Raw genomic sequence first — 17565 nt, 5'->3', positions numbered from 1 at the left:
CTGCGCCTTCCCTGCCCGGGCGCGGAAGGCGTCAGGCCTTGCGCCGCAAGGTGACGTAAAAGGCGCCGTCGCCGCCGTGGCGCTGGTGCGCGGTGGTGTAGCCCGACACCACCGCTCGCAAACCGGGCGAATGCATCCAGTCAGCGAAGGAGGCGCGGATCACGCCGCCGCCCAGCCGCCCCTGGCCGGTGATGACCAGCACCGCCCGCATCCCGCGCGCCTGACACGAGGTCAGGAAGCCGCGAAGCTGATCCTCGGCCTCGAACCGTCCGAACCCATGCAGGTCGATGCGCGCCTCGATGGGGTCGCGCTCGCGGGTCAGGCGGCGCTTGCGGTTGGGCTCCACATCCTCGGGCGCGGACTTGCCGCGCGTCGGCGCCCGCGTATCGACCAGAACCGGCGTCGGGGTGCGTTTGACGCCCGGACGCGGCGGCGTTCGCGGCGGCGCGGGCTGAATGGCCTCAGGCGCATGGGCCGGGCCTTCGATGGCGACGCGCGCGGCCTTGCGCACGCGCGGCGGCGTGACGGAGCCAGAGACACGCCCCCAGATGCGGCGGTCGTCAGGCGTCAGGCCGTTCGCATCGACGTCCTTCGGCGCGCGCGGCCGCTTCATCCTTCGCCGTCGTCCTCGAAGCCGCCGGGGCCGGGCTCATAGACCAGCAGATCGCCGGGTTGGCATTCCAGCTCGCGGCACAGGGCGTCCAGGGTCGAGAACCGCACGGCCCGCGCCTTGCCGGTCTTCAGGATCGACAGATTGGCCACCGTCACCCCGACCCGATCCGCGAGTTCGGTCAGGGACATGCGGCGTTCGACAAGAACGCGATCGAGCTGGACGCGGATGGCCATGAGGGGTGTCCTACTCGAAACGGCTCAGATCGTCAGTTCAGATTCGCGGCGCAGGCGCGCGCCCTCGCGGAAAACCTCCGCCAGAACAAAGACGATCAGCACGGAAAAGATCGGGGTCAGCAGGTCGCCGATGCCCTGTTTGTCCATCACCCCCGGCGCCAGACGCGCGGCGACAAAGCCCTGGGCCGCCCAGACGCCGCCGGTCACCACCGCCAAGGTCAGGCCGATATGGCGCAGACGGCGCACATTGTCTGGATGGAAAGGATCGCCCATGGTCAGGGTGCGGAAGATGCGGCGCAGACTGCGCAGGATCAGCATGAAGCCGCCGAAATAGGCGGTCATCGCGCCCAGGCCGAACACCAGCAGCATGCGCGTCAGCGGCAACTGCCGCCCGCCGTCGTCGCTGGTGACGGTGATGTTCAGATTGTCGATGGGAATGAAGATGGCCGTGACCAGCAGGATCAGCAGCAGGCCTGTTAGCAGGCCCAGCAGCACATAGGCCACATCCAGGGCGATCTTCAGCAGGGTCGATACAGAGCCGGGGCCCATGGCGCGAAACTGTCGACGGGCGTCGTTCAGCAGGGGGATCGGCTGTCCGCCTGGCTTCGTCGTCAATCGTGGCGGCGTCGGCAGGCGCATGGCGTGGGTATGACTTTCAGACCGGGGTGGAGAGCGCGGCGGCCGCGCGGGGTCCGGCGAACCCGCACGCGGCTCTATACATCGCGGTCTTCATCAAGATCGTCAAAGCCCTCTTGATCACTACGGGGTTTGATCCGAAGGGATCGGTCAGAAGGCCTGGATCAGAATGGCGACCAGGGCGGTCGGTAGGGCGGCGATCAGAACCGTGTTGACGAAAAGAGCGCCAAGCTTGTCCATCAGCAGCGAGGTGTTCATGGTGTGCATCGTATTTCTCCGTTGACCTGAAAGGGCATTATCGCCCCGTTGATTTGATTTTCCGCAAAATCGTTTCTCCGGGTGGAGAAGTCAGGAACGAAGCGGCCTCGTTCTCGATGATCAATAGATAGGCCGTGCGAAGCCGAAAAGCACGTTACATATCGTTTAACGATATTAAACTTTGGCAATAGACTGTTTCAGGGATGTGATCGCCGATGAATCTCAAGCTTATCAAAGGCATGCGCCTAGTTGCGGCGACGCATAACCCCGGCAAGGCGCGCGAGATCGAAGCCTTGCTGGATGGAAATTACGAGATCGTCACGGCAGGCAGCCTGAATCTGCCCGAACCGGACGAAACCGAGAGCACCTTCACCGGCAACGCCATGCTGAAGGCGCGTCATGCCGCCGCCCTGTCGGGGGAGGTCTGCCTGGCCGACGATTCCGGCCTGTCGGTCGCCGCGCTGGACGGCGCGCCGGGCATCTTCTCCGCGCGCTGGGCGGGGCCGACCAAGGATTTCACCCTGGCGATGCAGAAGGTCGAGCAGAGGCTTGAGGAGATCGGGGCCGCCGATCGCCGCGCCTGGTTCACCTCGGCTCTGGCCGTGGCCTGGCCCGACGGCCCCTGCGTGGTGGTCGAAGGCGTGGTCCACGGTGAACTGACCTTTCCGCCGCGCGGCGACCGGGGCTTCGGCTATGACCCTATCTTCATCCCCGAGGGCGGCGACCTGACCTATGGCGAACTGGACCCCGCCGTGAAGGAGGCCGACAGCCATCGCACCCGCGCCTTCCGCCTGCTCAAGGCCGCGCTGATTGACTGATCCACTCGACCCCGTTTTTCCTGATCCCGGCAGCGACGTCGGCCTCTATGTCCACTGGCCCTATTGTTCGCGCATCTGCCCCTATTGCGACTTCAACGTCGTGCGCGACCGGGGTCGGGTGGAGGAGCAGGCCCGGCTTCTGGACGCCATTCTGGCGGACATGCGGGCGCAGGCGGCGATGCTGGGGCCGCGTCGGCTGGCGTCGATCTTTCTGGGCGGCGGCACGCCGTCGCTGATGTCGCCGGACGCCGTGTCAGCCGTCATCGATCAGGCGCGGGCGCTGTTCCCGCCTGCTGGCGACATTGAAATCACGCTGGAGGCCAATCCGACCGACGCCGAGGCGGGCCGGTTCGCGGCCCTGGCCGACGCCGGGGTCAACCGCCTGTCGATGGGGGTGCAGGCGCTGGACGACGCCTCGCTGAAGTTTCTGGGGCGCGACCATTCGGCGGACGAGGCCCTGCGCGCCGTCGATCTGGCGGGACGCGCCTTCAAACGCCTGTCCATCGATCTGATCTACGCCCGCCCCAACCAGACCGTCGCCGGGTGGACGGCGGAGCTGCGATCGGCCCTGGCGATGGGGTTCGAACACGTCTCGCCCTATCAGTTGACCATAGAGCCCGAGACGGCGTTCGGCCGCGCCCTGCGGCGAGGAACCCTGACCCCGCCGGACGAAGATCAGGCCGCCGCCCTCTATGAGGCGACGCAGGCGGTGCTGCAGGACGCCGGTTTCGACGCCTATGAGGTGTCCAACCATGCGCGCGGCGTGGCGGCCCGGTCGGCGCACAATCTGCATGTCTGGCGCGGCGGGGATTATCTGGGCCTGGGCCCCGGCGCTCACGGGCGGCTGACGCTGGACGGGGTGCGCACCGCCACCGTCGCCCACCGCCGGATCGACGCCTATGTGGCGGGCGTGGCCGAACACAAGCCGTGGAGCGACCGCGAGGCCCAATCCCCGGCGGACGCGGCCGAGGAGCGTTTCCTTCTGGCCTTGCGCACGGTCGAGGGCGCGCCGATCGGCCTGCTGGCGGATCTTGGCCTTTCGCCGGACGCGGCGCCTGCCGCGGACCTGATCGCAGACGGCTTCCTGACGGCGACGTCGGGTCGGCTGTCCGCCACGGCCAAAGGGCGGCCCGTGCTGGACGGGGTGCTGAAGGCGCTGCTGACCTGAGCTATTTCTTCAGGCCCAGCATCCCCAGCCAGCCGCCGCTGGTCAGCAGGGCCACGTCCAGCAGGGCCAGAGGCAGGGGCGTGGAGGCAGGGGCGGCAATGAAGCGCGAACGCCAGTCGGGCGCGAACTTGGACTTGTAGCTGCGCAGCCCCTGGAAGCCGTACAGGGCGCCGCCTTCGTCATAGACCAGGGCCCCGACACGGGCGAAGACCGGGGCCATCCGCCGGTCCTCCAGACCCGACAGGGGCGCCATGCCCAGATCGAACCGGGCCATCCCCTGATCCTTGGCCCACTGGGTGCAGCGGGTGAACAGATAGTCCATCACCCCATGCGGCGCGTCGGGCGCATAGCGCATCAGATCGACCGCCGCCTCGTCGGGCGCCGTCAGCAGATTGGCGAAGGCCACGATCCGTCCCTCGGACCGCACCACGGCCAGCGGCGTCAGGTCCAGATAGGCCGGATCGAACCGCCCCAGGGAAAAGGCCTTTTCGGTTCCCTCATGCATCTTCAGCCAGGCGTCGGACACGGCCCTTAATTCGTCCACGATGGGACCGACCGATCCGGGGGGCAGGACCTCGAACGAGCCGCCTTCGCGTTCGGCGCGGTTCACGGCTGTGCGCAGATTCTGCTTGGACTTGCCCTCCATCGAGAAGTCCGCGACCTCGATCACCGCCGTCTCGCCGACCTTGCGCACCGCCAGACCCATGGTCGCCAGATCGCCCAGCACCGCTTCGCTGACCGAATAGAAGACCGCCGCCCCGCCGTAGCTGTCGGCCATCTCCGCAAAGGCCCACAGCAGTTCGCGCCGCTCCTCTTTCAGGCCCGCCGGTTCGCCCATGACGATCCAGCGGCGTCCGCGCACACGGTAGGTCAGGAAGCTGTTCCCCGAGGGACTGAACAACAGCGCCTTGTCGCCCAGCATGGCCAGCCAGGCCTCGGGCGTCGCCTCCTCCGCCGTGTCCAGCACGGCCCGGGCCCGGGTCAGGTCTTCAGGCGATGCGGGCCCGTGATCATGCGAACCGGGCGAACTGAGCAGGGATCGCCCCGCCACGACCATGGTCAAGATGGCCAGCATCAGGCCCGCGCGCAGGAAGCCTGACGCCTGTTTGTCCGTCAGGAAGCGCCACCACAACTCGTCATTATAGGTGACGTCGCGATAGGCGAAGAAGCCCAGCCACAGCATGGCCCCCACGCCTGCGATCAGCAGCAGCAGCCAGCCAGGGCGCAAAGGCTCGCTGAGGCGCGAACGGCGGTTGAAGGCGCTGCGGCAAGGCGCCAGCAGGGCGGCGACGATCAGCAGGTCGAACGCCTCCTGCCAATCCAGCCCCTTCAGCACCGTCAGCACCGCCCCGATGATCAGGGTCAGAAGCGCCGCCCAATAGGCCCCTCGACGGCGCCGCCACAGGCCCGCCGACAGCAGCATCAAAAGGAAGCCCGCGATGCTGGCCACGAAATGCGACAGGTCGATCAGGATAGGCGACACCACGCCGGTCAACTGGCGCAGGCGGGCGTCGAATTCGGGCGTCATGGCCGAGGCCAGCATGACCGCGCCCGCGACGAAGGCCGCCACCGCAAAGACCTGCGGCGTCAGCTCATAGGCCAGACCCAGCAGCCGCCGGACCAATCGCTGTGCGGGAGTTGTGCGGGACGGCAAACAGCGGCTCCGATTCGGCTGCCCCGAATATAGACCAAGAATCGGCCAACTGGGGCGAGGTTGAGGTCATTTCGCGGCGTCTGCAACAATCTGAAACATCGCGGATTAGGTTATTGCGGGCGTCGGGCCCGTGTTACCGGATTATGTCCCAATGACGATCAAGAACATTCTTCTGGCCGGCTCGGCCGTCGCCTTCCTGACCGCCGCGCCCGCCATGGCGCAAGACACGACCCCGCCCGCACCGGCTCCGGCCGCAGCTCAAGCCCCCAGCCTGACTCTGACGCCTGGCGCGACCGTTCGCGGCGCTGATGGCGAACTGGGCAAGCTTGAGGGTGTTCACAACAATGCCGAAGGCAAGCAGGAGCTGACGGTCCGCGGCGCTGACGGCCAGGTCCGCGGCGTGCCGCTGGCGGGCATCCGCCAAGATGGCGCCGATGTCGTCGTCGGCTTCACCAAGGCCGAGTATGACGCCGCGCCTCCGGTCGCCGCTGACGCCCCGCCGCCTGCGACCGAAGAACCGGCCCCGGCGCCCACCGAACCGCAATCCTGAACCCCACAGGAAAAAGGGCGGCTCTTGCGAGCCGCCCTTCTTTTATTCAGCTCACCGGAACGATCAGGCGCGACGCTTGATCAGCCCCAACAGGAACAGAAGGATCACCGCGCCGATGGTGGCGACGATGGTCGAGCCGATCCAGCCGCCCCAGGCGAAGCCCAGCGCATTGGCGATGAAGCCGCCGATCAGGGCGCCGATGATGCCGACGATCAGATTGGTCAGCAGGCCGTGATTGCGGCCCATGATCTGTTCAGCAAGCCAACCGGCGATGATGCCGATGATGATCCAAGCGATAATACCCACGTTTTGCGTCCTTCCCTATTAAAAGCCAAGCTGCGTTGATTAATGCACATGGGCCGCCGAGGTTGCGTCCCCGCCGCTGACATTCCCCCCAGAGACGATCCCGGCACGGCGCTTGCCGCACGACAGGCGAGTCGTCCCGCATCGGGACGTCGTCTGATGAGGATCTGGCGGCCATGGCCACCGACATCGACCTGCATCTTGGACGTCGCCTGCGCCGTCGCCGCCGCCTGCTGGGCCTGACCCAGCAGCAGTTGGCGATCCAGATCGGCATCCGCTTCCAGCAGATCCAGAAATACGAATGCGGCGCCAACCGCATCTCCGCCGCCCGCCTGTGGCAGCTGGCCGAGGCGTTGGAATCGCCCGTCAGCTATTTCTACGACGGCCTGACCGAGGCGATGGAGCGCAAGGAGACGGCCGCCGCCGGGCGCGAGGCCTTTTCCCGCAAGGAGACCCTGGATCTGATCCAGGCCTATTATCAACTGGGCGAACGGCCGCGCCGCCGTCTGCTGGACCTGGCGAAATCGCTGCACGCCGAGGGCGACCCGGTTTCCTGAAACCTGCGGCTGGGCTAGACCTTGGCCATGACCGAATTCGAAGCCTTCGCCGTCGAACTGGCGCGAGAAGCCGCGCGCGTGACCCTGCCCTTCTTCCGCTCCGACATCGGGCATGTGGACAAGGGGGGCGCCGCCGGTTTCGACCCCGTGACCGAGGCCGACAAACAGGCCGAGGCCGCGATCCGCAAACTGATCGCCGCCCGCTATCCCGATCACGGGATCATCGGCGAAGAATATGGCGAGGACCGTCCCGACGCCGAACACGTCTGGGTGCTGGACCCCATCGACGGCACACGCGCCTTCATTTCCGGCCTGCCGCTGTGGACCACGCTGATCGCCCTGCGCGTCACGGGCAAGCCGACCGTCGGCGTCATCGCCCAGCCTTATCTGGATGAGATCTTCATCGGCGGCCCGTCCGGCGCCCGGCTGCTGCGCGGCGAGACCGAAACGCCTCTGGCCGTGCGGTCGTGCGAGAAACTGACCGACGCCATCATCGGCACCACCGATCCCGACATCTTCACCGGCGCAGAGCTGGGCGCCTGGACCCAGGTGCGGGCGGCGGCGCGTCTGGCACGGCTGGGCTGCGACGCCTACGCCTATGCCATGGTGGCGACGGGCAAAATGGATCTGGTCGCCGAAACCAGCCTGAAGCCGTGGGACTGGTCCGCGCTGGTTCCCGTAATCGAGGCGGCGGGCGGCAAGGTGGTCAACTGGCGCGGCGACGCCCCCGACGACAACGGACAGGTGCTGGCCGTCGGTGACGCGCGCCTGATCGATCAGGCGCTGATCACCCTGAGACGCGCCGCGATCTAGCCCTTCAACTCCGGGCCTCGCCCAGCGCCAGCAGGCCCGCCCGCGACGGGCACAGGTCGGCGATGATGCAGCCCAGGCAGGCCGGTTTGCGCGCCGTGCAGGTGTAGCGACCGTGCAGGATCAGCCAGTGGTGCGCCTTGGGCAGCCATTCCTCCGGCACCACCTTGAACAGCTGGGCCTCGACCTTGTCCGGCGTGGAGGCGTTGGCCAGGCCCAGCCGATGCGAGACGCGGAAGACATGGGTGTCGACCGCGATCGCCGCCTCGATCCCCAGTTCGTTCAATACGACGGAAGCCGTCTTTCGTCCCACGCCGGGCAGGGCCTGAAGCCCCTCGCGGTCCAGCGGCACCTCGCCCCCATGCTGCTCCAGCACGATGCGGCTGAGGGCGATGACATTCCTGGCCTTGCCCCGGTACAGGCCGATGGAGGCGATGTAGGGGATCAGGCCCTCCTCCCCCAGCGCCAGCATCTTCTGCGGCGTGTCGGCGACGGCGAACAACCTGTCCGTCGCCTTGTTCACCGAAACATCGGTCGCCTGGGCCGACAGGGCGACGGCGACCACCAGCGTATAGGGATTGGAGAAGTTCAGCTCGGTCTTGGGATCCGGCATGACGCCGGACAGGCGCTGGAAAATCTCCTCCACCCGGTCCTCATCCGGCGGCCAGCGCAGCACAGGCACCGAGGCCCCGGTCATGACGGCGGGGCGTTTGGCGGCGGGCGCGGCGGGTTTTCGGGCCTTGGTCGGCTTCATGCCTCGCTGTCGCCGGGGCCGGTGCGCGGGTCAAGTCCCAGGGCCAGCAACGCCGACTTGGCCGCCCGCTCGCCTTCCATCCAGGCGCCGTGAGCCGTGCCGAAATAGACCGGCGCCGTCGCCTCGCCCGCCAGGAAGATGCGGTCCTCGATGGCGGTGCGCAGCCGGGCGCGGTCGGCGGCATGGCCCGGCAGGGCGTGGGAATAGGCGCCGCGCGAAAAGGGATCGACGCCCCAACTGCTGGCGGCGAGGGGCTCCAGACGTTTTCGCATATCCGAACCGAGCGCCGCGACCAGTTCGCTGAGCGCGAAATCATACAGGGCCGCCGGACCTTCCGCCTCCAGCCCCCAGGCCAGATCAGCGCCGAAATAGCCCTCGATCATCGGCCGCCCGAAGGGCCGCAGATGATAGCCGCCGGTCTGGGGCGTGTCGCGCCGGGTCCAAAGCTGGGAATCGGGCGGGAAATCCTGAGCGCCGCGCACGCTCATATGCATCTTGGACGCCAGCCCCAGAGGCACGCCTGATACGGCCTCCAGCAGGGCGGGGACCGGCGGATCTATGCGCACCGCCTCAGACGCGATCAGGCTGTTGGGCACGGTCAGAATGACGATCCGGGCCTGAAGTCCGCCCCGGCTGGTCTCCAGCCGCAGCAGCGGTCCCGAACGGTCGATGCGCTGGACCATGCAATCCAGCACCGTGACCTCGTCCACCGCACGGGCCAGCCGCGCGATCAGGCGGCCATAGCCCTCTCGCACCCGCCAGTTCACGCCCGTATCCCCATAGGCGTCATAGTCCAGGGTCGACACCTCGGCGAAGCGCGCCCCGTTCAGCGCGCCGGAGATAGCGTCCAGACGCGGGTTCCAGGGGTTGTCCGGCTCGAACAGATCAGACGCGGGCCGGTCTTCGCCGCGCGCCGCCGCCTCGGCGACCCGCTGTTCAAAAGCGTCGAAGGCCTCGCCGAAGTCTTCACGCTCGCCCGCCGTGCTTTCGTGATTGAAGGCCTGGGCGCCCCACGGCGGCGGCGTCTTGTCCAGCGTCAGACCTTCGCCCTCGACCAGACCCGCCAGCAGATTGTCGTCGGCCGAGTGCAGCCAGCCGCAGCCCATATCGAGGCCCTCGCCCTGAATCCGCAGCGTATGCGCCCGGCCGCCGACGCGATCCCGCGCCTCCAGAATGAGGACGGACAGGCCGGGCCGCATCAGACGGCGGGCGGCGGCGACACCTGCGGCGCCCGCCCCGATCACGACGACATCGACCTGGGGCGGAAGGGGATTCGAGGCGTCGGCGGATGTGGTCATGAGGCGATGGAAACACACAAAAATGGATCGTGTTCATTGCATCGCACAAACGCCCATTGATTTTTGGACGCGCGGGTCCATTTTAGCGCCGCTTCAAAACGCCGCACCCTCCCCCGGACTGTTCACATGTCGCCTGAACTCAAGAAACGCCTGCCCCTTATCGCCGCCGGGATCGTCGGCGTGCTGCTGATCATCGGCGGCGCGATCTGGTGGATCAACGGCCAGCGCTGGGAGGCGACCGACAACGCCTTCGTCCAGGCCGACACCACCAATGTGGCCCCGCAGCTGTCGGGGCGCGTGACCGAGGTTCTGGTCACCGACAACCAGCAGGTCCAGGCCGGGGACATTCTGGTCAAGCTGGACGATGCGGACCAGCGCGCCGACCTGGCCCAGGCCGAGGCCAATCTGCAGGCCGCCATCGCCGCCGTCGGCAATGTCGACGCCCAGTCGCAGCAGGAAAAGGCCAATGTCGCCGCCCGCGCCGCCGCCGTCGCCCAGGCGAACGCCCAGGCCAATCTGGCCCACGCCGAGGTCGAGCGTTACGGCAAGCTGGCCCAGCAGGGCTGGGTCTCGCAGCAGCGCATCCAGACCGAGCAGGCCCAGGCCCAGACCTCTGTCGCCGCCGTCCAGCAGGCCCAGGCCGCCCTGGTCGCCGAGCAGCGCTCGGCCGGCGTGCTCAGCTCCAGCCGTGAACAGAGCGTTGCCGCCGTCGAACAGGCGCGCGCCCGTCTGGACGTGGCCCGCATCGCGCTGGAGCGCACGGTGATCCGCGCCCCTGTCTCCGGCGTCGTCGGCGCCCGCAGCGTCCGTGTCGGCCAGTTCGTCAACGCCGGCGCCCAGCTTCTGTCCATCGTGCCCCTGGGCGACACCTATGTGGTCGCCAACTTCAAGGAGACGCAACTGGCCAAGATGCGCATCGGCCAGGACGTGGAGATCACCGCCGACGCCTTCCCCGGCCGCAAGATCCACGGCCGCGTCGACAGCTTCGCCCCCGCCACCGGATCGCAGTTCGCCCTGATCCCGATCGAGAACGCGACCGGCAACTTCACCAAGATCACCCAGCGGGTGCCCGTCCGCATCGCCGTGGCCCGCAATGACGGGGGTCTGGCCCTGCGCCCCGGCCTGTCGCTGGACATCAAGGTCGACCTGAAGAGCCAGGGCGGGCAGCTGTTCGCCGACGCCGCCAGCGCCCCCCGCCCCGCCGCGCAACCGACTGTGGAGCCTGTGGCCCAGTGACGACCGCCAGCCCCGCAGACGGGGCTTCGGTCCCGTCCTCAGCGTCCGGCGGCGGCGGTCCCGTCGCCGGTCGTCCCGAAATCAACTGGACCATGCTGCTGCTCGGCTTTGCGGGCATGGTGGTGGGCCAGTTCATGGCGATCCTGGACATCCAGATCGTCGCCGCCTCCCTGCCTCAGATACAGGCCGGCGTCGGCGCGTCCGCTGACGAGATCAGCTGGATCCAGACCGCCTATCTGATCCCCGAAGTCGTCATGATTCCCCTGTCGGGCTTCCTGTCGCGGCTATGGGGCACGCAGCGGCTGTTCATGGTCTCCTGCGCAGGCTTCGTTCTGATGAGCGTGGCCACCGGTCTGTCGAACTCGATCGAAGCCATGATCCTGTTCCGCGCCATCCAGGGCTTCGTCGGCGGGGCCATGATCCCGACCGTGTTCGCCGTCGCCTTCACCGCCTTCCCGCCGGACAAGCGTGTCACGGCCAGCGTCGTCATGGGCCTGATCGTGACCCTGGCGCCGACGGTCGGCCCCACGCTGGGCGGACACCTGACCGAGTGGCTGAGCTGGCGCTGGCTGTTCTTCATCAACGTCGGGCCGGGGATTCTGGTGTTGTTCCTGGTCGGCCGCTACGGCGCCTTCGACAAGGGCGATCCGACCCTGGCCAAGGGTTTCGACTGGTGGGGACTGGGCATGATGGCCACCTTCCTGATGTCGATGCAGTTCGTGCTGGAGGAAGGGGCCAAGAACGACTGGTTCCAAGACACCCATATCCTGCTGCTGACCGTGGTCGCCGCCGTCGCGGGACCGATGTTCATCTGGCGGTCGCTGACCTATCATCAGCCGATCGTGGAGCTGCGCGCCTTTGGAAACCGCAACTTTCTGGTCGGTTTCATCATGACCTTCATCGTCGGTTTCGCCCTGTTCGGCGGCACCTTCCTGTTGCCGTTGTTCCTGGGCCGAGTGCTGGCCTATTCCTCGTCCGAGGTCGGCACCACCATGGTGGTGTCGGGTCTGGCCATGTTCGCCACCGCCCCGTTCGCCGGTCGGTTGGTGCGCAAGCTGGACGCGCGCATTCTGATGTTCGGCGGCTTCATGATGTGCGCCTACGGCATGTGGGAGGCGCGTCTGGTCACCGAGAACTGGGGCTTCTGGGAGTTCGCCTCAGTCCAGGCCTTCCGGGGCATCGGGGTGATGCTGGCCATGATCGCCTCGCAGCAGGTGACGATGGCCACCCTGCCGCCGCACATGGTCAAGAACGCGTCCGGCTTGGTGAACCTGGCCCGCAACGTCGGCGGCGCCTTCGGTCTGGCGATCCTGAACACCAGCCTGACCACCAATACGGCCCTGCACATGGTCGAACTGACCAGCGCGATCAACCAAGGCGACCAGGCCGTGCGCGGCCTGATCGCGGGCATGGCCCAGAGGTTCGGCGACACCATCGACCCCGCCGCCTCTGCGATGAAGGCCGTCTATGGCATACTGATGAAACAGGCGACGACCATGGCCTTTGGCGACGCCTTCGCCCTGCTGGGCGTCATGTGCGCCGGGGCAGCCTTCGTCACCCTGCTGGCCCAGCCGGTGAAGGCCCAGGCAGGCGCGCCCCCGTCGGACGTCCACTGATGGCCCGGCGGCGCGGCCAGGTCGACGAGAGGAAAAGCGAGGCGATTCTGGACGCCGCGACGACCCTGTTCGCCGACAAGGGACTGCAGGCCAAAATGGAGGAGATCGCCAAGCTGGCGGGGGTGTCGAAACAGACCCTCTACAACCGCTTCGCCTCCAAGCTGGAGATCGCCCAGGCCCTGGCCAATCAGCGCTCGGACCTCGTGGTCGCGCCGCTGAAGGCCGGGGGCGAACCGGCCGTGGTGCTGGAGGCGCTGGGCCTGGCCCTGCTGGAGCGCGTCTGCCACCGCGACAAGATCGGGTCAATGCGCGGCGTGTCGCTGATGTCGGTTGAGGCGCCGGAGATCGCCCAGGCCATCTATGAGGCCGGGCCCAAACGCAGCCTGAAACTGCTGGCGGCCTGGATGGCGGATCAGACCCGGCAGGGAAAACTGCAGGTTCCGAACCCGGACGAGGCCGCTGAAATGTTCTCGGGCCTGGTCATGGGCCACGGGCATCTGAAGGCCATGCTGGGCGTCGAACAGATCAACGCCGACGGCATCGAGCAGCGCGCCAGGGAGGCCGTGCGCGTCTTCATGGCCGCCTATGCGCCCCAGTCATAGAGGCGGGCCTGTCCGCTCCTGCGGGATCGCGCTATCAGTATGAAACCCAAGTCTGCTGCGTCGCCCCCCGGACGCAGAGTTTCGTTGTGAGAGTGCATTCATGCTGATCCACCTGTCGTCCTGGCCTGAAATCGATGCGGCGCTGAACGCTGGAAAGCCGCTGTCCAGGACGGTGATCGTGCCCATCGGCTCCAACGAGCAGCACGGGCCGACGGGCCTGCTGGGCACCGACTGGCTGTGCCCCGAGATCATCGCCCATGCGGCGGAAAAGACCGATGAGAACCTGATCGTCGCCCCGACCTTCAACATCGGCATGGCGCAGCACCATCTGGCGTTCGCGGGCACCATCTCCCTGCGCCCCTCGACCTTCATGGCCGCGATCACGGACTGGGTGTCGTCGCTGAGCCGCCACGGGTTCGAGCGCATCTATTTCCTGAACGGGCACGGCGGCAATGTCGCCACCATCGAAGCGACCTTCTCCGAAATCTATGCGGAATGGAGCTATGTCGAGGAACAGCCGCCGTTCGTGCTGAAGCTGAAGAACTGGTGGGACCTGCCAGGCGTGAACAGCCTGTGCAACCAGCTGTTCCCCACGGGCCACGGCATGCACGCCACCCCGTCCGAGATCGCCGTCACCCAGGCGGCCTATCCCGAACGGATCAAGACGGCGGCGTATTCGCCCAAGATCGCGCCGAACGGTCCGATCCGCGACGCCTTGGACTACCGCGCCCGCTTCCCGGATGGCCGCATCGGGTCCGACCCGGCGCAGGCCAGCCCGGAAAAGGGCCAGCAGATCATTGATGCGGCCATCCCCGGCCTGCTGAGAGACGTCGCGGCCTTCGCCGCCGAGGAACGCCCCTGACCCGCAAAAACCCTTCGCCTGCGGACGCCGCCATCACCGGCGCCGAACTGCTGGCCGCATCGGCTGAAGTCATCGCCGCCCGCACCACGCGGATGGCGCAGGACCTGACCAATCCCAAGGGTCAGGACCTGAAGGAGCTGTCGTTGATGAGTTCGGAAAAGGCCGCCGCCATGACCGCTTCGGCCAATGCGGTGGCGGCCAGCGCCGGGGCCATCAGCCAGCGCCTGGGCCGTGCGGCGATGGACGAAGGCGCCATCGCCATGCGCGCGGCCGCGTCCCTGGCCGAGGCCCGCTCGCCGGTCGAGGCCGCCACGGCCCAGTTCCGCTATGCCCTGGGCTGGTGGGGTCGTGCGACGGCACAGGCCGTCACATTAAACACCGAACTGATGCGGGCGCAGGCCGAGGCCATCGCCCCCATCCACAAGACCGCGACCGCCAACGCCAGGCGGCTGCGGAAAAAGTCCTAAGCCGCCTCGACGGCTTTTGGCTTCTTAACCTTGGCGGGCTTGGCCGGGCGGTCCGCCTTGCGGGCCGCTTTCTCGGCCTTCTTGGCTTCCTTGTCCGCCTGTTTCAGCGCCTTCTTGGCCGCCTTGGCCTCGGCCTTGGCGGCGTCCGGCGCGGCGTCGGCGGCGGCGGCCAGTTCCGCCAACTGCGCCAGGAAGGTCTCGCGCTGGCCCTTGGGCAGCAGGGCCATGATCCGCTTGTCCGCCGCCTCGACCAGAGGCCGCGCCGCCTCCAGACGCGCCGCCCCTTCCGTGGACAGACGAACCGCCTTGGCGCGCGCATCCAGGGTCGAGCGTTCGCGCTCCAGCAGGCCCTTGGCCGTCATGCGGGTGACCAGATCGGCCAGGGTCGAGCGGTCGATGCCGGTCATGCGGACCAGTTCCGTCTGGGTCAGGCCGGTCTTGATGGAGGTCGCCTCCAGCACAGCGAACTGGCGCTGCGTCAGGCCTTCCGGCCCCGTCTCTTCGGAATAGATATCCAGCGCCAACTGCAGGGCGCGATGCATCAGATGGCTGGGCGAGGTGCCCAGAGGCCCCACCCGTTTCGCCAGCTTTCCAGCCTTGACCATGAGAACGTCCCCCGATTGTTTCGTCCGAACGCGTACCAGCAGTGCTTTACGTTTTGACGGGGGAAGTGTGTCGGTTGCGCGACAATTTGTCTGTAGGCGCGCCACGCCCGGCGTCGGACCTGAAACACGCCCTCAAACCATAGGTTCCAGCGTCCCCTAAAGGCCTGTGTCGGGCGAGATCGGACCCGGCTCCTCGTCCTTGATCATGTTCTTCATGATCAGCGGCACCTGCGACAGGCCGAAGACCGAGGCCGAAATCCACAGCACGCCGCGGAAGCTGGTCCAGACGTCGTTCGGGTTCGGCGTGTCGCGGCCCAGAGCGTGCCAGATGGCGGTCACGGCGGTGGGGCTGCGGAAGATCTCGTTCAGTATGGCGACCGTCAGGAAATACAGCCCATAGCGCAGGGTCAGCTTGCGCCACGCGGCATCATTGACCTTGATCGCCGAGCCGAGCAGCGCCTTGAACGGGTATTTCTTCAGCGGGATCGACCCCAGCAGGATCACGGCCAGCAGGCCATTCTGGACCGTCAGCTTCAGCTTCACATACAGGTCGTCGTGGGTGAAGACCGTCAGCAGGCCGAACACCAGGGCGAACAGGCCGGTGATCAGCGGCAGGGGTGCAAACCGGCGCTCGATGGCGAATCCTACGCCCAGCGCAATCGCCGACGCCGCCACCAGCACCCAGGTCGCCAGGATCATGTCCTTGGTGACGAAATAGCTGATCATGAAGGCGGCCAGGGCGCCGAAATCGACGGCCTGCCTGATCCACTGGCGGTTCTTCTTCTCGGGGGCGGCGGTCTTGGGGGCGTCAGTCATGCTCAGTCTTCCAGTCCCACCAGCGAGCGGGAGAATGCGCGGGCGTCGAACGGCTGCAGGTCTTCGACGCTTTCGCCCACGCCGATCAGCATCAGGGGGGCGTCGGACGCCTGGGCCACCGGCACCAGAACCCCGCCGCGCGCCGTGCCGTCCAGCTTGGTCATGACGATGCCGGTGACGAAGGCGGTGCGGCCGAAAATCTGTTCCTGGGCCAGGGCGTTGCGGCCCACGGTGGCGTCCAGCACCAGCAGGGTGTCGTGAGGCGCCTCGGGATCGACCTTCTTCAGCACGCGCACGATCTTGAGCAGTTCGTCCATCAGGGCCGACTTGTTCTGCAGGCGTCCTGCGGTGTCGATCAGGACGACATCGTAGCCTTCCTCACGCGCCTTCTGATAGGCGTCGAAGGCCAGGCCTGCGGCGTCGGCGCCGTCGCGACGGCTTTCAAAATCCGCGCCCGCCCGTTCGGCCCAGACCTTCAGCTGCTCGCGCGCGGCGGCGCGGAAGGTGTCGCCCGCCACGATCATGACCTTGGCGCCCTTGCCCGTCAGGTCGGCGGCGATCTTGCCCAGGGTCGTGGTCTTGCCCGAGCCGTTCACGCCCACGAACAGGACGACATAGGGTTTGGGGCCGTTCAGCGGATCAAAGGTCGCCTGACGCGGCGACAGTTCGGCGGCGACCGCCTCGGCCAGGGCTTCCTTGACCTCGCGCTCCTGGGCGTCCTTGCCGAACTTCAGCGCGCGGAAGCGCTCGACGATGCGGGCGGAGGCGGCGGGGCCGAGATCGCTTTCCAGCAGATGCTCTTCCAGCTGCTCCAGCGAGGCCTCTGACAAGGGCTCCTTGACGAAGGTCGCGACGACCTGATCGGTCATCTGCTTGGAGGAACGAGAGAGTCCCGCGGACAGGCGCTGGAACCAGCCTTTTTTCGGCGTGTCGGTCATGGGATGGCTTTAGCGGTGACGGAGGCGCGCGTCATCCGCATTCGCAACACCATGGGCTGGACAAGGTGCCCATGGACATTCCCGAAGGCGGCGAACAGACTTGGACTAAAGCGCAGCCTGGGAGGATCGTGATGACAGATGTCTTTCCGCAAGGCGTGGTCCACGACGCCGCCGCCGACCTGGAGGGCGCTGTGCGGGCGGACGCGGGCGTCTATGATCTGTGGAAGGCCCTGACGCCGCTGGGCCGCAATGAGTTCATCTGCTGGGTGGACGACGCCAAACAGGCTGCGACCCGCCAGCGCCGCATCGAACGCACCGTGGAGGAACTGCTGGAAGGCAAGAATCGCCCCTGCTGCTGGTCCGGCTGCATCCACCGCACCGACAAGGCCCCCAGCCGATGGCAGCAGGCCGTGCTGATCGACGGCAAGGGAAGGCGCGGCGCGTAGAGCACGACCACACACGCCGTAGGCGCCGGGGCTCGCAACGTCAGCTTTTAGCAAAGAAGCCCGTTTCTCGTATCGACCCGTTGCGGACATTCGGATCGAAGATAAACTGCGCTGGAGGGAGGCTGCGATCATGAGCCGAGATGCGAGAAACTCTATCCTTCTATGGGTAGGCACGTTGGTCTTCATGGGCCTGTTTTGGGCCGGTACGCATTTTAATATCGGGGCCAACATTCCGGATCGCTGGCTTTGGCCGATGCTCGGGATTGTGGTGAGTATGGATATCCTTAGGTCAATTCGGGACTTCTTCCGCAAGCAAAAGGCCGAA

Annotated in this window: 21 protein-coding genes; 11 read left to right on the top strand and 10 right to left on the bottom strand. The window is 67.0% G+C overall.

Annotated elements, in window-relative coordinates; translation table 11 throughout:
* Positions 1-31: 31 nt before the first annotated feature.
* The 3 genes from JKF87_RS10980 to JKF87_RS10970 are packed head-to-tail and all read right to left on the bottom strand — an operon-like array spanning position 32 to position 1461.
* Positions 32-613: a Smr/MutS family protein gene (locus JKF87_RS10980; protein WP_201099926.1), complete on the bottom strand. Its 582-nt coding sequence runs from the start codon at positions 611-613 to the stop codon at positions 32-34.
* Positions 610-846, bottom strand: a complete 237-nt coding sequence (locus JKF87_RS10975; protein ID WP_201099925.1) for a helix-turn-helix domain-containing protein — start codon at positions 844-846, stop codon at positions 610-612. Before JKF87_RS10975 ends, JKF87_RS10980 begins: the two co-directional genes overlap by 4 nt.
* A 24-nt stretch (positions 847-870) precedes the next feature.
* The gene (locus tag JKF87_RS10970; protein WP_307417890.1) at positions 871-1461 is read right to left on the bottom strand and encodes a DUF2975 domain-containing protein; all 591 of its coding nucleotides are present in this window, start codon (positions 1459-1461) and stop codon (positions 871-873) included.
* A gap of 494 nt (positions 1462-1955) precedes the next feature.
* Here JKF87_RS10970 and rdgB point away from each other — a divergent pair, with 494 nt between their 5' ends.
* Both rdgB and hemW read left to right on the top strand, forming a co-directional pair.
* Complete coding sequence (rdgB, locus tag JKF87_RS10965; protein ID WP_201099923.1) at positions 1956-2558, top strand: RdgB/HAM1 family non-canonical purine NTP pyrophosphatase; 603 nt, start codon at positions 1956-1958, stop codon at positions 2556-2558.
* Positions 2551-3726 carry a radical SAM family heme chaperone HemW gene (gene hemW / locus JKF87_RS10960; RefSeq protein ID WP_201099922.1) on the top strand — a complete coding sequence of 392 codons (1176 nt, stop codon included), beginning with the start codon at positions 2551-2553 and terminating at the stop codon, positions 3724-3726. Before rdgB ends, hemW begins: the two co-directional genes overlap by 8 nt.
* Before the next feature lies 1 nt (position 3727).
* Here hemW and JKF87_RS10955 read toward each other — a convergent pair whose 3' ends face one another.
* Positions 3728-5380 (bottom strand): GNAT family N-acetyltransferase, encoded by a 1653-nt coding sequence (locus JKF87_RS10955; RefSeq protein ID WP_236261300.1) that lies wholly within the window; start codon positions 5378-5380, stop codon positions 3728-3730.
* Positions 5381-5531: 151 nt separating this feature from the next.
* Between JKF87_RS10955 and JKF87_RS10950 the strand changes: the two genes are divergently transcribed.
* Positions 5532-5930 (top strand): superoxide dismutase, encoded by a 399-nt coding sequence (locus JKF87_RS10950; RefSeq protein ID WP_201099921.1) that lies wholly within the window; start codon positions 5532-5534, stop codon positions 5928-5930.
* 63 nt (positions 5931-5993) lie between these two features.
* Here JKF87_RS10950 and JKF87_RS10945 read toward each other — a convergent pair whose 3' ends face one another.
* On the bottom strand, positions 5994-6176 hold the full coding sequence (locus JKF87_RS10945) for a GlsB/YeaQ/YmgE family stress response membrane protein (protein WP_236261312.1): 183 nt from the start codon (positions 6174-6176) through the stop codon (positions 5994-5996).
* A gap of 224 nt (positions 6177-6400) precedes the next feature.
* On the opposite strand from JKF87_RS10945, the gene JKF87_RS10940 reads away from it, so the two are divergent.
* Together JKF87_RS10940 and hisN are read left to right on the top strand one after the other, a co-directional pair.
* Entirely contained in the window at positions 6401-6790 is a 390-nt protein-coding gene (locus JKF87_RS10940; protein WP_201099994.1) for a helix-turn-helix domain-containing protein, read from the top strand.
* A 27-nt stretch (positions 6791-6817) separates the two neighbouring features.
* Entirely contained in the window at positions 6818-7603 is a 786-nt protein-coding gene (gene hisN / locus JKF87_RS10935) for a histidinol-phosphatase (protein WP_201099919.1), read from the top strand.
* 4 nt (positions 7604-7607) lie between these two features.
* Here the strand turns inward: hisN and nth are convergent, their stop codons facing one another.
* Both nth and JKF87_RS10925 read right to left on the bottom strand, forming a co-directional pair.
* Positions 7608-8354 carry an endonuclease III gene (gene nth / locus JKF87_RS10930; RefSeq protein ID WP_201099918.1) on the bottom strand — a complete coding sequence of 249 codons (747 nt, stop codon included), beginning with the start codon at positions 8352-8354 and terminating at the stop codon, positions 7608-7610.
* Entirely contained in the window at positions 8351-9652 is a 1302-nt protein-coding gene (locus tag JKF87_RS10925; protein ID WP_201099917.1) for a flavin monoamine oxidase family protein, read from the bottom strand. Before JKF87_RS10925 ends, nth begins: the two co-directional genes overlap by 4 nt.
* Before the next feature lie 126 nt (positions 9653-9778).
* Here JKF87_RS10925 and JKF87_RS10920 point away from each other — a divergent pair, with 126 nt between their 5' ends.
* The 5 genes from JKF87_RS10920 (at position 9779) to JKF87_RS10900 (ending at position 14435) form a co-directional block, all read left to right on the top strand.
* Positions 9779-10888 carry an HlyD family secretion protein gene (locus tag JKF87_RS10920; RefSeq protein WP_201099916.1) on the top strand — a complete coding sequence of 370 codons (1110 nt, stop codon included), beginning with the start codon at positions 9779-9781 and terminating at the stop codon, positions 10886-10888.
* A complete protein-coding gene (locus tag JKF87_RS10915; protein WP_201099915.1) occupies positions 10885-12504 on the top strand; it encodes a DHA2 family efflux MFS transporter permease subunit in 1620 nt (539 codons plus the stop codon). Before JKF87_RS10920 ends, JKF87_RS10915 begins: the two co-directional genes overlap by 4 nt.
* The gene (locus tag JKF87_RS10910; RefSeq protein ID WP_201099914.1) at positions 12504-13106 is read left to right on the top strand and encodes a TetR/AcrR family transcriptional regulator; all 603 of its coding nucleotides are present in this window, start codon (positions 12504-12506) and stop codon (positions 13104-13106) included. Before JKF87_RS10915 ends, JKF87_RS10910 begins: the two co-directional genes overlap by 1 nt.
* A 100-nt stretch (positions 13107-13206) precedes the next feature.
* Positions 13207-13968: a creatininase family protein gene (locus JKF87_RS10905; RefSeq protein ID WP_201099913.1), complete on the top strand. Its 762-nt coding sequence runs from the start codon at positions 13207-13209 to the stop codon at positions 13966-13968.
* 92 nt (positions 13969-14060) lie between these two features.
* Positions 14061-14435: a phasin family protein gene (locus JKF87_RS10900; protein WP_236261299.1), complete on the top strand. Its 375-nt coding sequence runs from the start codon at positions 14061-14063 to the stop codon at positions 14433-14435.
* On the opposite strand, the gene JKF87_RS10895 is transcribed toward JKF87_RS10900, so the two are convergent.
* The 3 genes from JKF87_RS10895 to ftsY form a co-directional block, all read right to left on the bottom strand.
* The gene (locus tag JKF87_RS10895) at positions 14432-15040 is read right to left on the bottom strand and encodes a MarR family winged helix-turn-helix transcriptional regulator (protein ID WP_201099912.1); all 609 of its coding nucleotides are present in this window, start codon (positions 15038-15040) and stop codon (positions 14432-14434) included. The genes JKF87_RS10900 and JKF87_RS10895 overlap by 4 nt on opposite strands.
* 156 nt (positions 15041-15196) lie before the next feature.
* Positions 15197-15856 carry an inner membrane-spanning protein YciB gene (locus JKF87_RS10890; protein WP_201099911.1) on the bottom strand — a complete coding sequence of 220 codons (660 nt, stop codon included), beginning with the start codon at positions 15854-15856 and terminating at the stop codon, positions 15197-15199.
* A 2-nt stretch (positions 15857-15858) separates the two neighbouring features.
* Positions 15859-16794, bottom strand: coding sequence for a signal recognition particle-docking protein FtsY (ftsY, locus tag JKF87_RS10885; protein WP_201099910.1), 936 nt, complete (start codon positions 16792-16794; stop codon positions 15859-15861).
* A gap of 131 nt (positions 16795-16925) precedes the next feature.
* Here ftsY and JKF87_RS10880 point away from each other — a divergent pair, with 131 nt between their 5' ends.
* Complete coding sequence (locus tag JKF87_RS10880; RefSeq protein ID WP_201099909.1) at positions 16926-17240, top strand: YdeI/OmpD-associated family protein; 315 nt, start codon at positions 16926-16928, stop codon at positions 17238-17240.
* Positions 17241-17565 lie beyond the last annotated feature (325 nt).

Origin of the sequence: Brevundimonas nasdae, from assembly GCF_016654005.1 — a bacterium.
GTDB classification, from domain to species: Bacteria; Pseudomonadota; Alphaproteobacteria; order Caulobacterales; family Caulobacteraceae; genus Brevundimonas; species Brevundimonas nasdae.
Note: the sequence above shows the minus strand (reverse complement) of the source record. Positions and strands in the feature narration are given on the sequence as shown.